Genomic DNA, 15715 nt, shown 5'->3' with positions numbered 1-15715 from the left:
TTAAGCATGAAGAAGAAAATGCTGATGGTCGTATGGATAATGGCTTTGCTTCTGAGCGGGTTTCCCGCAGGCGGCGTGCTCGCGGCAGAATCCCCGGATTCAAGCACAGGTTCCGGCGAAAATGCCGGAGCGGTCTTTTTCGTCTCGCCAAATGGAAGCGATTCCAACTCCGGGACTTTAGAATCGCCTTTTCTTACTCTGGAGAAGGCGAGAGATGCCGTCCGTCAATTAAAGCAAAGCTCGGGACTGCCGGAAGGAGGCGTTACGGTCTATTTAAGAGGCGGCGTTTACAACCGGACCGGAAGCTTTCAGCTCGAAGAGCAGGATTCGGGTACGGCGGATAAACCGATCACCTATAAGGCTTACCCGGGAGAATCCGTCAGCCTGAGCGGGGGCCGGAACTTGGAGAAGGACTGGTTTGAGCCTGTAACGAGCGAAGCGGTATTGAACCGGATAATCAGCACGGATGCAAGAACAAAGGTATTGCAGGTAGATTTGAAGGCACATGGCATAACGGATTACGGCGTCCTGAGCCGGCATGGCTATTACAAAGCTAACGATGTCAGCCAGACGCCGCCCATGGAGCTGTATGTGGAAGGCCAGGGCATGACCCTGGCAAGATGGCCGAATAACGGGACGGTACAGATGGGCGATATCGTTGACCCCGGTCCAACCCGCAAGGATGCTGACCTGCAGACGCGGGGCGGCACGTTCAAGTATACTTACGACCGGCCGGCGTTATGGACGCAGGCGGACGATATATGGCTGGACGGCATTTTCGGCTATAGCTGGGAATGGTCCTACAACAAGGTTGCTTCTATAGATACTGTGGGCAAAACCATCACATTGGCTTACGGGGAAATGAGCGGTTTGTTCAAGAACTGGTACCCGGACTTTCATTTTGCCCAGAACCTATTGGAAGAGATTGATATGCCGGGTGAGTACTATTTGGACCGGAGCCAAGGCATCCTGTATTTCATGCCGACAGCCGCTTTTCTTCAAAAAGCCAATCCGGATATTACCGTAACGATGCTGAAGACTCCGATGATTAATACGGTCAATACGTCTTTCGTAAATTTTGAGGATTTAATATTGGAAAATGGCCGCGATTCCGCTGCGGTAATCATGGGCGGCAATCACGTGCGGATCGTGTATTGCGAAATCCGCAACTTCACCGAAGGCGGCGTGCGCATTAATACCCAAAGCCGGTGGCTTTACGATGACTTCGCCAAGGCTTCCGGGGTGAATCATGCGGTGATCGGTACCCATATCCACCATATCGGAGGAACGGGAGTCATTCTGAACGGAGGCGACAGGCTGACGCTGGAGCCGGGAAATAACGTGGTGGAGAACAGCCATATTCATGATTTTGCCTATTACCATAAAGCTTACAATCCTGCCGTCATCTTGACCGGAGCCGGTAACCGCATATCCCATAACGAGATTCATGACGCTCCGCACCCGGGTGTCCTTATCTTTGGCAACGATCAAGTGGTCGAATACAACAACATTTATGACGTATGCAAAACGTTCTCGGATCTTGGCGCAATCTATATGAATCTGGGAGCATCGCCGCAGGAACGGGGAACCGTTATCCGAAGGAACTATTTCCATCATATCGGGGAAGGCAAGGCTGGCGTGCAGGGGGTATATCCGGACAACTTTACGATGGGACTTGCGATTGAGGAAAATATTTTCTACCGGATGGGCAATTCCGCGATTCTGAACAATGGCGGCGCCCATATTAAGACCAGCAATAATCTCTTTATTGACGCGAAGACGCCATATGAATATTCGGATATGTACCTGGGCGACGGTCCGGAGCAGCAAATCTCCAAAAACTACATGGGACCGTGGCATGCTTTATTCGACAAGTACAATAACTTCGTTGGCATGCCGCATCTGACCAAATATCCGGAGCTGGCGGATTTCTTCACCGAGAACCGCTATTATCCGGACACCAATACGTTTAAGAACAATGTTATTTACAATCCGACTAAAGCGAGAAGCAGCACGACAAACGCAAACGGCGCTTACGATAAGCTTAATCTGGTGCAATACGCAAACAACTGGGTGACGAACTCGGATCCGGGATTTGTAGACCTGGCCGGCGGGAATTTGAATTTGAAGTCCGACGCGGCGGTATTCCAGCAAATACCGGGCTTTGCGGATATTCCGTTTGGCGAGATGGGATTGACGGAAAAAGCGGGAACCTACCTGGCTCCTGACGTTATTCCTGTCGAAGGCGTGGAGCTGTATGAGGATAACCTTGCGATCGGAATCGGCAAAACTTACGATCTTTATGCGGCGGTGCTGCCATGGAATGCGACTAATCCTGCACTGGTGTACACATCAAGCAATCCATCCGTCGTGAAGGTGGATGCAAACGGCAAGCTGAAGGGAGTGAAGTTGGGCAGCGCAACGGTTACGGCCGCATCGGCAGACAATCCGCTTCTTAAGGACGAAGTCCAAGTGACCGTCGAGGTCGGAGACGGCATTATGGACGATACGAACTTCGAGAACGGCAGGAATAGCTGGCCAACCGATCCTAACCGCAGCATTGTAGACGTTGGCGGCGGCAATCACATGTATAAGCTGCTCAAAGGCGCCACCGCGCTCAACGATAACGATTTCAGCAATTACGAGCTTGACTTCAAGCTGAAGACGCCGCCCGTTATTCCGGAGCTGGCTACCTTTTACGTATTCGACCGGTTGAATCCAAGCGGCAGCGGAGGAAGAATCGGTTACCGGAAGTTTGCGGACGGAACCTCCTCGTGGATTCTCTATAATGGGGCATGGGCAACGATTAAGCAAAATACGTCAGCCTCCCAGGATCTGCAGCCCGATACCGTATACGATATTAAGATTATTGTGAAGGGACAGGAGATTAGCGTTTATGCCAATGGCCAGCTGAAGCTGAAAGCGTCGGATCCGACCTTTAATCCTTCGGGCAAAGTCGGGTTCTATGCCGGCGGCTTTGATTATTTGCTGTTCGACGATATTCAGTACAAGGTTCCGACGACCGATGTAGCCGGCTTGCTGCTGGATAAGAGCAGCTTGAACATGGTCATTGACGAACAGCAGCAGCTGCAGGTGCAATTCGATCCGTCGGATGCCGCCAATCGCGCCGTTGTCTGGCAATCCGTAAATCCGGATATTGCATCCGTCGACGAGAGCGGCAAGGTAACCGCCTTGGCAAAAGGCGAGACGACAATTACGGTCACCTCCGTTGCCAATCCGCAAGCTTCGGCTTCTATTAAAATAGTCGTCTCCGATATCCTTCTGTACACGGATTTCGATTCAGGAGCGAACAGCTGGCCGGTTGACCCGAACCGGAGCATCGTAACCGTAAACGGCAATAAGATGTACCGCATTGTAGCTGGAGCTTCCGCTCTACATCCGAAGGTATTTACCGATTATGATTTAACCTTTAAGCTGAAGACGCCTGAGGAGATGCCGGCTCAGGGTACCTTCTACGTGTATGACCGATCGGCTTCCGGCACTTCAGGCAAGATCGGATACAAGAAGTTGGCGGATGGCACGTCGCAGTGGATTCTATACAATCCGAATTGGACAGTGCTGCAGACGAATAACTTCTCCGGTCAGGATCTGCAGCCTAATTCGGAATACAGCATCCGGGTTCTGGTAGACGGAGCAAGAATTAGAGTGTATGTCAACGGGGAGCTAAGGCTGGACGGCACGGATACCAAGCATAATGCATCCGGAACGGTGGGCTTTTATGTCGGGGGCTTCAGCGAGTTCTGGTTCGACGACGTCAAGTTTACGCGGATTGACCGGACTGCTCCGGTAACGGCGGCAGCTATGACTCCATCGCAGCCTGATGGCACCGGAGATTGGTATTCCAAGCCTGTAACCGTTGATCTGAGCGCAATCGACAGCGGAACTGGCGTGACAGGCACGGAATACAGCACCGATGGCGGGGTGACCTGGCTTCCTTATCAGAGCCAGCTAATGTTTAGTGAAGACGGGAGTTACTCGCTGCACTACCGGTCGGTTGACTCGGCCGGAAATCGAGAAGAGGACAAATCGATAAGCTTTAAGCTTGATACTAGTAAACCCGAGGCTTCTATAACGGGATTGGAAGAGAAGGCATACGCAAACTCGGAAACAGTGACCTTGTCTTGGGCGGTCACGGATACCGTCTCCGGAGTGGATGAAGGCAAAACAACCGCGCAGCTGGATGGTCAGACACTGCAGCAGGGAGCAGCTATTCCGTTGTATACGCTGGCTGCAGGGTCCCATACGTTTACGGTTTCTGCCATTGACCTGGCAGGGAATACGCGGCAGAGCACGGTGACCTTCACCACCTATGCCGACATCGGTTCGCTGAAAGAGTTAGTTGCGCAATTCTATGAGCTCAACTGGATTGATAACCAGGGCATCGCTAATAGCTTAACGATGAAGCTGGACAACAGCAGTTTGGAAGCTTTTATTAACCATGTGGAGGCGCAAAGCGGCAAGCATATTCAGGCTGAGGCAGCCGCTTATCTTCTGCGGGATGCAGCGTATGTTTTGCAAGGGAATAGCTTAACGGTGTAAGTGGAAAAAGCGGTGCAGGGGCAAGCCTCTGCACCGCTATTTGTGATTTTGGGTCTGCTCAAGCCAGCTTGGATTACGTACGTTGGATTTTATCCAATAAAATGGTACTGCTAGCAGCATCTCACGGGCTACATTGGATTTCGTCCAACGAAATGCGCTTAAAACGTGGCAAAGGGCAGAAAATCGGAGATTTTACCGGAGTGAATCCATCCTAGTGACGATGATTGGCCCAAATAAGAGGAATATAGTGGATGAAATCCAACGTACGTCGTTTTGCTGTTTAACATGTAAAGAAACAGGGTTCTACCCGAGTCGTTAATGACTTTGGTAGTACCTTGTTTCTTTTTACAGCAGCTCCGGGAAAACCCAAGCGTAGGACTGAAAATAACCGCTGCTTTTGTTCCGGTTGCCGATGATCGGGCGGTATGGGGAGACGAATTGATCGTATTCGGGATCTTTGAAAATGTTAGACATCGCTTCATAGAGATCAAGAGGCCAGGTCTGGGAAGAGAGAGGGTCCGGGACGTTCTGGCCTTTCTCGTATGGCCACTTCCCTGCACGGCCGTTGGCATAATAAAGCAGCGTATCTAACGCTTTCTTGATGGTATTGCCGCTTGGGGAGGTCCAGCGATACAAGTCCTCGCCCGTATAATCCAGCACCTGCTTGGCCGCAGCCGTGAGAGGAGCAAGGGCAAAATAATGGTACCAGATCGAATGGGTTCCTCTTAGCGTTTCTTCCGGGATAAAGCCGGTAAGCGACAGGGAAGAGTCGATATGCTCCTTCAAATGAGCGACCTCCTCCGCAAAACAGGCTTCCTCATCCCGGAAACGATAGAGCAATAGCTGGGCGTACAAGCTCCAGCTCCACCAATTGTTCCGGAGCGGGATACGGTCCCACTCCGGTAATAGAACAGTCGTAATCCACTGGATAAATGAATCCCGATCCTCCTGGCTCCATCCCGGATGACCTTTTAGCCACTCCGCCGCCTGAAGAAAGCCTGATCCCAAATAAGCGGACACCAGCGGACCGTCTTTGTCCGCGAGCTCCCGGTTAATAGAAGCCCAGCCCTGCAGCAGCTCCACTGCTTTGTCCGCATAGATGGACTGACCGGTAACCCGGTAAGCAAGAGCTGTCGCGTAAGCGGCTTGCGCATCGGCTTCCATGAGTTTTTTCGCGGCCTGGTGACCGGCGGCATTGAAATAAAAGCCGGGAATATGCCAGACGGGAACGGCATGACAGCTGACGGACATACTCTCCTCCGCTAAACGCAGAAGTTCATCCTTAGCTGCAGCAGCGGTTTTGGAAATGAGTTCCTTTTTGCTCATGAGGACGTTCCTCCTATTCTATTTAGGCTCTACTTCGTCGAGAGTCAGCTTGTATTGCAGATGCTTCATCGGAGTGCCGTCCGTATTTTTTAAAACCATGCCAATCCTGATATCCTCTTCCGTACCGTCCACAATGGCAATCAGCCGGTTAATTCCGGCTTGGAGAGTAATCTCTTGATCCGGCGCGTCCACCGGGCTGCCGTTTATATAAATCTCGCAGGAGCTGTTGGTTGTAATCTGTAGCCGGCCCTTCTTTACTTCAGACGAAGGGTCCAGCATATAAACAAAGCAGCTGAGAAACCAGCGGTCTCCGTTTGGATTAAGAATGCGGAACGTTCCGTCATCGCGGCTCCGCTCTTTTTTCTGCATCCAGCCGTAAAGTCCTTCGCCTAGATTGTTGAGCGAGAACTCGGGATCGATATAGTAGGCTTTCATGGCTTCGAAATCGACATAAGGCCGGCAAGGCATGGCCATGATTTTCTCCACGGCCCATTGACTGCTGCCTTTGACTGCCGACAGGAGACCGTCATTAAACGACGCGCCGAGATTAGCAAGCAATCTCGTATACAAACGAATCGACTTGTCGCTTTCCGGTTCCAGAAGAAGCTGAGAGAGCATAAACAACCCTTGGCCTGCCTGCATGTGAAGGAGGTAATGCCCGGCTGGCTGTTCTTTCTCCCGATTCAGTTCAACCAGAGCTAATCTGCTGTATTCATCCGTATGCTGGCCGATGAAATAATCGTGCCACGCGGTACCTTCCACGCTCTTGCACAGTACGTCAGCGCCATCCACCGACAGGCTGTGCGAAGCAAGAGGGCGGTTCACGACGTCCCGCGGAGACAAGAACACCTTGTCGTAGCCAAACAAATCTACCGGACTAATGCCTTGAACCGCCGGATCCGAATAGTCCGCTTCAAGATGATAGGTTACTTTCTCCCGGACGGTGACATTCCGACTAAGAAGTGCGGCCAGCGCAGCTTCTTGTCCGTCTACGGCAGGAAGGATGACCACCTTGCCGCCTTTTGCCGCATATCTCCGTATAGCCGTCGCCGAATTAGGATCTGCGAGCAGATGCGGCTCGATCAGAATTAAGCCATAATCATCGAGCTTTTTAGGAATGTCCGTAAGCCGATCAAAAACAAGGCTAATTGTACGCAGGAAAGCTTCCGTTTCTCCACCCGTCTCTATGAACGCTCCTGTACGGTGGGCAATCGTGTCCTCGACATTCCCCGCATAAGCAAGCAAATTGCGAAGCAAGAGGCAGGCTTGCGGTACCCGGTGGAAGTTCGCCATCAGCTCCAGCTGATTGGCAACAAACAGCCCTTCCTTGCTCCGGTATTCCAGAAGCGGCGACCATAAATCTCCGCCATCCCCGAAATCTCCCGCGCTGCATTCCAGAAGCATCTTGAAAGGGCCTTTAACCGGCTTCTCGAAAGCGGCATGGATAATGGGGAGAGGCCCGTCTTCCCGAAGCTCTTCATGCCAAAACATGAAATCATCGTTATCCAGTCCTTGAAAAACGGGATGGCAGTAATCCCCGGAATGAGCTCTCATGAAGTTTTGCCGGGAGATCGCCAAATCTCCAAAGGACAAATGAAGCTGCTCGAGCAGCACAATCCTGCCGCCTTGACCGACGTACCGGTTAAGCGCCTCCTCAAGCCGTCCATCCGGATCTTCGAGTTTGCTTCCCGCCACGAGGAGATGATCAGGAGACAGCTGCAGAATCTGTTCCGCAGTGACGGGCTTGCATTCCGGAATCAATGTACGAATTATAGCGTAGTCGTGCTCGCCGCCTGTATAAACGACGGGCCGGTTGATGACGACGGGCTCCGTCTTAAATCGGGAAGGATACAGCTTGAAGCTCAAACCCAGTTCATGCACAGGTACATTATCATGCAGCAACACGGCATGTAATTGAATAAGAGATTGATCATGAACGGATTCCGGCTTCCATCTTGTTGTTACCGTGGTGCGATTAGCCGGAGCTTGCCGGAACTCGAAAGTCTCCTTGTGAATGAGCCGTCCTTCCTGCCGTACTTCGCAGACAACAGTCGTCTGACGGGTATGCAGCGTGTCGTTATATACATCAAAGCTTCGGACAATTGGCTCATCATCAAAAAACGAGCGGTTGTATTCGGCCGGGATAAGAGTGGCGGGCTTAAAAGCAGCGGCCAAAATCTCAAAGGACGGATTTTTCCGGTACATCGGATACTCCTCCGGAAGAAGGCCGTTATTAAGGGTTAGGGAGTACCGCGGAATCACTTTCAGCTGCGGACCTTCCGCTTCCGAATGAGGCAGCTGAAGCGGGATGTCCCGCTCGGGCATCGCACGCATGAAATAATGGGCAAAGTTGAAGGTGGACAGACCCGATACCCCTTGCCGCCTCGCGTATTCGATAAACAAACGTTCCTTTTCCGCCAGCCCCTTTGTGCATTCCTCCGTATCCTTGTACGCAAGATGACCAACATACATGCTGCTGTTCTGAGGGCAAATATACCACCAGCCGCCATGCTCGCCAAAGACGAGAGGCGCCTTGCGGTCCCAACCGTCAATGGTTCCGTCGATGTTGTAATGCCGGGTCTCTACTTCGGTTAATTTTTTGGACAGAAGACGGTTATCTCCTTCCAGAATAATGGGACGGGTAGAGTCAAGCTCGCGAATGACAGCCATCATAGACGGGATATGCAGCTTGAAGACGTCGCGCCCGTCCACCCAGCGCATCTCGTTCTGCAGGCTCCACAGGATAACGGAAGGATGATTCCTGTCCCGTTCCACCAATCTTCGGATATGGTTCTTGCAGTTCGTTATAAATTCGGGATGATCGGCCAACATCGATTTGCTGGAGCCGTAAATCGCGGTTTCGTCCACAATCAGCATGCCTTCTTCATCGGCAATGTCCAAATAATAAGCCGGATGCGGCTCCGCATGAAGGCGAACGCAGTTGACGCCGGCTTCCTTGCACATGCGGTACCAGTTCCTTACGTACTCCTTCGTTTGTTGAATCCCGCCTTGGAAATGCCAGGAATCGCCACGCAGGTTAAGGGGAGTCCCGTTTAAATAGAATCGAGGACCTTCGGTAGTGATTTCGCGAAAACCAAACCGTTCCTCCACCCGGTCCAGTACACGGTTACCGTCTATTAGCACCAGCTCCAGCGCGTAGAGGAAAGGATGATCCGGATTCCACAGCTTGGCATCTGCCCATTCGATAGAGAAAACGGCTTGGCTGGATTGACCCTTATTCGACCATTCAGCCGAAACAGCCTCAGCTGCTATGATAATAGGGGAGGCTGCTTGCGAGCTGCTCTCCCTTACGCGCAGTTCAACTCTGATAGACGAGTCCAGCTGCTCCCTACAGGAATGGCTTATCCCGGTACTTACGTGGAGCCGGCCCTCCCGGACGGATGTGCGGATCGTTACATCCGAGAGCGATAGCAGCGGCCTGCTTACCAAATAAACATCCGCCCATAGGCCTCTCGCTAGAGCGCCAAACCAGGAGCCGACTAACCCGGTAACCTTTTGCTGCCCGGAAGGCAGCGTAACTTTGTCAAAGCTGCCGCACACGACATGCAGCTGGTGGCTGCTTCCCGCCTGGATCCGCTCCGTTACCTCCACGAGAAGCGGGAGATAACCATCCTCCCAGACAGCAATCAGCTGATGATCCAGATAGACGGCGGCTTTTTGCATGATGCCGTCAAACCTGAGGAATAGACGCTCGTTCTTCTCTACGGGCGCCTGAAACACCCGATGGAGCACGCCGGCATCCGCCCGTGCCCATTCCTTCGGATAACCATACCAATCATAGGGAGCATATCCGTGATCGGCTATTTCCCCAAAGCTTTTGCCCGATGCCCGCACGTAAGAAGAACGCCAGCTGGACGGGACCTGTACTTTCCGTTCCTCGTAGATAAGCTGCTCGGGAAGAGTCAAGTCTGGTCCATGCTCATACAGAGGCATGAAATCCCATTCGCCATTTAAGCTAAACGTTGTTCTCATCGTGCATGCTCCTTGCCATAAGCTTCGCCTTCAAGCTGGAGCAGCAGGGGAATCTCCAGCCAGGCCAGGGATTTGCCGGCGTCTTGATCCCACATGATGAAGTGGGGATCCATTGCGGCTTGCCAATCGGAAGGCGTATTTGCGGTGTCAAGCTTGCCTGCATACGGTGGCGGTTCAATTGTAGCCGGCGATTCGGAATAGAAAAACAACAGATTCTCGTAGAGCGAGATCATACCGTATTTGTCTCCGTCACCGGGGCGCTCTTCCTGGTATTGATAATGGTAGAAAATATAGCTGGCCGCTTGCTCCGGTTTCAGCCGCGCGATCCGGGCATAAGGCTGCGGCGAGGGGTGGATTCGTCGCCAATGCTCCGCGCCGGCAGGCTGCTGATAATGGAAAATATCCATCATCGGTACCCATCTCCGGGGCGCGTCCGTGCCCGGCCATTGCTCAAGTCCGGATTCGCAGCGCTCGAAGAGAGCGTGCGGATCCGCATCCTTTAATGGGCTCTCATAGTAGAGAAAAAGCTTGGATCCATAGTGGAACAAGCTAAGATGGTGAACGACCGCTTCCTTCATCCGTTCTTGAAGCTCGCTTGCAACATCGCGGAAGTAGACGGAAGGATCTACGCCATGGCGGCAGTGCGCCAAATAATGATATCGCTGCATAAGGCACCTCCGGGTTCTATCATCAAGATGCCTTCATTATATAGCCGGACGAACTATTCTCTGTTGTGCTAAGATATAACTAAATTGCGATTCTATCTTTGGGGGAGAGATACAATTGGCATCTCGCATCGAGCATGTAGCACCGGGGCAAAGCAGCTTTTTTCTCGCATTCCGGGATGAATGGACGGAGGAGCATTTTTTGCGGTTTCATGCCCATCAAGGTCTTGAATTGCTTTTTATTCATGAGGGTCGCGGGGTCGTGGAGGTGGAAGGCAATAGCTACGAGCTTGAAGGGGGTTCATTGTTCTGCTTTCAGCCGTATCAGCTGCACAAGCTGGAAATTCCGGGTCGGAAGAGTGCCCGCTATGTCCGAACCAATCTGACCTTTGATCCCCGGTTTCTGGAGCCTTATCTGGCGCCATTTCCGAAGCTGTTATCCTTTTTCCGTTACTTGACCAGGGGAGCGCTGCCCATGCCTAAGTTCTCCTTTTCGGAAAATCAATTAATGTCCGTCATGGAAGGCCAGGTACAATCGATACGGGAGAACGGGGAGGAGCAGGAGGCTCGAATTTTGCTGCTGATTTCTTTGCTGCGATACCTGCAGCTGTCGGTTATTGCTCAGCCGCAGCTGTCTCCGGAAGAATGGTCCGCAGCCAAAACCGTCCATATCGAAGCGATGATGGATTGGATCGAGCGTCATTTCCGCGAGCCCTTCAGCCTTGAGCTGCTTGCCGAAGAGCTGCATTTGTCCTCTTACTACGTTTCTCATCTATTTAAGCAATATACGGGAGTTTCGCTGACGGATTACGTGACGGCAAGGCGAATGCGCGAGGCATGCGTGCTTCTAGGAAGCACCGACATGCCGGTGCGGCAGATCGCTGATGAGGTTGGCCGGTTAAGCGCTCCTTATTTCTGCAAGCTGTTCAAAAAGCAAAAAGGAATGACGCCTCTCGACTACCGCTCGGCGCTGCATTATGCCGCCAAGTAGCCGGCCCGGGTTATACCCGTCCGAATCTGACGGAACGGTATTGCCCTGGAGTCATACCCGCTTGTTTGCGGAACAGCCTTATGAAGTAATTCGTATTCTCGATCCCGACCTGCTGGCCGATTTCGGATACGGAATGCTCGGTGCTCTCAAGCAGCGTTTTAGCCTTTTTGATCTGCAGATTATGCAAATATTGAAGCGGGCTCATCCCCGTATATTTCTTCAGGCAGCGGGCGAGATAGTCGAAATGAAAATGCAGGGTCTGCTCCATATGCTTCGCGTCAAACGGGCGGGTCAGATGCTGCTGCAAATAAGCGATCGTCTGATCGCAAAGCAGCCTGGACCGTGGAGCGAATTGGCTGCTTACCGCTGTCTGCAGTTCAACAAAAAGTCCGGCTAGCAGCGTCTGGAGCGGCAAAGAGCTTGCAGGCGACAAGGTATGATGGAGCTCCAGCATTTGTTGCAGGAACGGCAGAACGTCGGTGGCGCGTATATTCGTGAATTTCGGTAAGTACATGACCTGCCGATGGGGAGTGAGATCGTCGACGGTCCCTTTGGTGAAAGGAATCGACCAAGAGATTTGCCCGCTGTCCATCGCTCGGACCGGGGCGGGATGAGCGAAATGGATCCAGTAGATTTCAGTTATTTCCTCGCACGGGCGATGCCCGATATGCATGCGGTTCGGCTCCAGCACAAGCATGGTGCCTTCCTTTATCTCGTAAGGCACATCGTCTTCGGTCATATACAAGGTTCCTTTCAGAACAAACAGCATGTCGTATACGTTAAACGATCTTGCCACATGCTGCTGTCCCGGCGTCCAGAAGGAATGACCGATCGTCAATAGCTGCGGAAGCGGAGGGATGACAAGTTCCAGGCAAAACATGGTGAAGGCTCCTTTGCGTTGTAATCGCTTACCCGATTGTATCACGGCCATTATCCGTTAGGTAGAAAATGTGCTATAAAAAGTCGTTAATGAACCTGTCCGGTCAAACGCGGAACTTATATAGTTAAGGTAAACCGAACCGGAAAGGATGACAACTTATGCGTTTTCGCCAGGTCCATCTTGATTTCCATACCTCAGAGGCTATCGCCCCCATTGGTCAACGTTTTGACAAAAAGCAGTTTCAGGAGATGCTGCGTCTAGGCCATGTTGATTCCATTACCGTATTCTCCAAATGCCATCACGGCTGGGCTTACCATCCTTCGGAAGCAAACGAGATCCATCCGGGTCTCAGCTTTGATCTGCTTGCCGCCCAGATCGAGGCTGCGCATGAGATTGACGTCAAAACTCCTGTCTACTTGTCCGCCGGACTTGACGAGAAGCTGGCCAGACGGCATCCGGAATGGCTGATCCGCGACGAGAACGATACGACCGGATGGGTAAAAGGCTTTTTGGAGCCGGGCTATCATCAATTTTGCATGAACTCCCCTTATCTCGATATCCTTCTCGCACAAATTCGCGAAGTGGTGTCTCGTTACGATGCGGACGGTGTATTCCTCGATATAGTTGGCGTGCGCAAATGCTATTGCCATAACTGTATCGAGAGCGCAAGGCGGGAAGGCATGGATCCAAGGGATGAGCAAGCCATGCGCCGTTTATGGGAAAGAACGTATGCCAATTATACGGCAAAGGTGAAGGAAACGGTGGAGTCGGTTAAGCCGGGGCTGCCGATCTTCCACAATGGCGGACACATTAAGCGGGGACGCCGCGACTTGGCCATGATGAACACCCATTTGGAGCTGGAATCGCTGCCGACGGGCGGCTGGGGTTACGATCATTTCCCTCTGTCGGCCAGATACGCCCAAACTCTTGGCGTTGATTTCCTTGGCATGACGGGGAAATTCCATACATCCTGGGGAGAATTCGGCGGCTATAAGCATCCGAACGCCCTCCGTTACGAAGCGGCGCTCAGCATAGCCAATGGCGCGAAATGCTCGATCGGGGATCAGCTGCATCCGGACGGTTATATGGATAAAGCGACGTATGCGCTTATTGGCTCCGCCTATAGCGAGGTTGAGAGCAAGGAAGCCTGGTGCGCGGACACGTCAAATGTCGCCGATGTGGCGCTTCTGTCGCTTGAAGCCGCTGGCGTCCATGAGAAAGCGCGGGATGGGTTATCCAAAGGGGCATCCGATGCAGGGGCCGTACGGATGCTGCTTGAGGGCAAAATTCTGTTTGACGTTATCGACAAGGAGCATGATTTCAGCGCCTATAAGGCGTTGATATTGCCGGATTACGTTGCAATTGATGAACCACTGCGGAACAAGCTGGAGTTGTACCTGCGGCAAGGCGGAAAGCTCCTCGCCACGGGCTGGTCCGGGCTTGATTCGGCAGGGGAAGCGTTTGCCGTTGACTTCGGAGTACGTTACCTGGGAGTGAACCCTTTTAACCCCGATTACTTCCGTCCGGGCTTTGCGTTAAAGAGTTTAGGAGAGGCCTCCTTCATCTTTTATTCCGAGGGTCAGAAGATTGAGCTTAACGGGGGAACCGAGCTCGGCAGGCGTGAAGATCCGTTCTTTAACCGGGAGGCCTTCACCTTCTGCTCCCATCAGCACACGCCAAGCAGCTACAATAACGGAGGCCCCGGCATGGTGGAGAGCGGCAGCGGAATCTACATCGCCTGGAACGTGTTTGAGGATTACGCGAAGAAAGGCAGCCTGATTCTGAAGGAAGCCGTTCTATACGCGTTGGATCGCCTGCTTCCGGATAAGACGCTTCAAACCAGTCTGCCCGCGCAGGGCATCGTTACCCTTCAGGAGCAGAAGGAACGGAATCGCCTTGTTAATCATCTCCTGTATGCTTCGCCGGTAAGAAGAGGCGACGGGGTGGAAGTCATCGAGGATATTATTCCTCTGTACAATGTTCAGGTTTCGGTTCGGACAGCTCGTCCCGTGAGACAGGTCTATCTAGCGCCGCAGATGACTCCGCTGCCGTTCAGCAGCAACGATGGCGCAGTTGCTTATACCGTGCCTGAGCTGCAATGCCATCAGATGGTTGTCATGGATTACGAATAGAAACTTATCTCATAGAATGGAAGTGCACTCATGAAAGCTTTGACCGAATTTATCGACCGATTGACCTCCTGGCGCATTCCATGGGCGGAAGTAATGGTCATTCACCGCAACGAAACGGTATTCCGTTATCGCAGCGGATTCTCCAATCTGGAGAAAGAGACTCCTATTGAAGAGGGACGTATCTTCAACATCTATTCGATGACGAAAATCATGACCTGCGTGGCGGCTCTTAAGCTTGTGGAGCAGGGTAAAATGCTGCTGAACGATCCGCTGTCCGCTTACCTTCCCGAATACGCGGACATGAACGTCCGCAAGCGTCTTCCGGACGGCAAGCTTGAGATCCAAAGAGCAAAGAAACCGATTCTCGTTCGCGATCTGTTTACGATGACGGCCGGCTTCTCTTATGATATCGGGTCTCCTTCCTTGAAGGAGGTTGCGGAGCAAACGAATGGAAGGGTGCCGACTCGAGCCTTTGCGGAGGCATTGGCCAAAGAACCGCTTCTTTTCGAGCCGGGCACCCGCTGGAATTACAGCCTATGTCACGACGTGCTTGCGGCCCTTGTTGAGGTTGTGGACGGCCGGCGTTTTGGCGCCTATATCCGGGAGGAGATTACGGGTCCTTTGGGTATGAAGGATACGGCGTTTGATCTTTCCGAGGAGCAGCAGAGCCGCCTCCTGCCGCAATACGAATACAAGGATGAACAGGGCCGACCGGTCCGCAAAGACGGGAACGGCTACCGGCTTGGAACGGAATACGAGAGCGGCGGCGCGGGACTGCTCTCTACGGTAAGCGACTATGCTTTATTCCTCAATGCCCTCACCAATAAGGGAACAAGCCCGGATGGCGTGCGTATTTTGTCGCCGGCGATGGTTGATCTGATGCGGACGGACCATTTGACCGACCGTATGCGCGGGGATTATAACTGGGAGCAGCTGAAAGGCTACGGCTACGGATTAGGCGTCAGAACGCATGCTTCCAAAGCGCAAAGCGGATCGCTAAGCCCGCTGGGGGAATTTGGCTGGAGCGGTGCCGCAGGCTGCATGGCGATTATGGATCCGGACTCCGGACTGGCCGTCATGTATGCTCAGCATCTTCTCAACAATCAGGAGCCTTACATCCATCCTCGGTTAAGAAATATCGTATACGCCAATCTATAAGGTTGTTTAA

General features: G+C 52.5%; 8 protein-coding genes. 4 read left to right on the top strand and 4 right to left on the bottom strand.

Annotated features, from left to right (window positions below):
* The first annotated feature begins 6 nt into the window (after positions 1–6).
* Positions 7–4560 (top strand): Ig-like domain-containing protein, encoded by a 4554-nt coding sequence (locus tag ACR9FF_RS20470; protein WP_435164295.1) that lies wholly within the window; start codon positions 7–9, stop codon positions 4558–4560.
* A 345-nt stretch (positions 4561–4905) separates the two neighbouring features.
* Here ACR9FF_RS20470 and ACR9FF_RS20465 read toward each other — a convergent pair whose 3' ends face one another.
* Genes ACR9FF_RS20465 through ACR9FF_RS20455 form a run of 3 tightly spaced genes read right to left on the bottom strand, consistent with a single transcriptional unit; the run spans position 4906 to position 10547 of the window.
* The gene (locus ACR9FF_RS20465) at positions 4906–5886 is read right to left on the bottom strand and encodes an alginate lyase family protein (protein ID WP_435164293.1); all 981 of its coding nucleotides are present in this window, start codon (positions 5884–5886) and stop codon (positions 4906–4908) included.
* Between the two features lie 18 nt (positions 5887–5904).
* The gene (locus ACR9FF_RS20460) at positions 5905–9879 is read right to left on the bottom strand and encodes a glycoside hydrolase family 2 protein (RefSeq protein WP_435164291.1); all 3975 of its coding nucleotides are present in this window, start codon (positions 9877–9879) and stop codon (positions 5905–5907) included.
* Positions 9876–10547 (bottom strand): hypothetical protein, encoded by a 672-nt coding sequence (locus ACR9FF_RS20455; protein ID WP_435164289.1) that lies wholly within the window; start codon positions 10545–10547, stop codon positions 9876–9878. The genes ACR9FF_RS20460 and ACR9FF_RS20455 overlap by 4 nt, the downstream gene beginning before the upstream one ends.
* Before the next feature lie 115 nt (positions 10548–10662).
* On the opposite strand from ACR9FF_RS20455, the gene ACR9FF_RS20450 reads away from it, so the two are divergent.
* Positions 10663–11535 (top strand): AraC family transcriptional regulator, encoded by an 873-nt coding sequence (locus ACR9FF_RS20450; RefSeq protein ID WP_435164287.1) that lies wholly within the window; start codon positions 10663–10665, stop codon positions 11533–11535.
* 10 nt (positions 11536–11545) lie between these two features.
* Here ACR9FF_RS20450 and ACR9FF_RS20445 read toward each other — a convergent pair whose 3' ends face one another.
* Complete coding sequence (locus ACR9FF_RS20445) at positions 11546–12415, bottom strand: helix-turn-helix domain-containing protein (protein ID WP_435164285.1); 870 nt, start codon at positions 12413–12415, stop codon at positions 11546–11548.
* Positions 12416–12573: 158 nt separating this feature from the next.
* Here ACR9FF_RS20445 and ACR9FF_RS20440 point away from each other — a divergent pair, with 158 nt between their 5' ends.
* Positions 12574–14547, top strand: coding sequence for a beta-galactosidase trimerization domain-containing protein (locus tag ACR9FF_RS20440; protein ID WP_435164283.1), 1974 nt, complete (start codon positions 12574–12576; stop codon positions 14545–14547).
* Positions 14548–14577: 30 nt separating this feature from the next.
* On the top strand, positions 14578–15705 hold the full coding sequence (locus ACR9FF_RS20435) for a serine hydrolase domain-containing protein (protein WP_435164281.1): 1128 nt from the start codon (positions 14578–14580) through the stop codon (positions 15703–15705).
* Positions 15706–15715 lie beyond the last annotated feature (10 nt).

It is taken from the genome of Paenibacillus glycanilyticus (assembly GCF_051200795.1).
Taxonomy (GTDB): Bacteria; Bacillota; Bacilli; order Paenibacillales; family Paenibacillaceae; genus Pristimantibacillus; species Pristimantibacillus glycanilyticus.
This window is presented reverse-complemented; position numbering and strand designations above follow the sequence as displayed.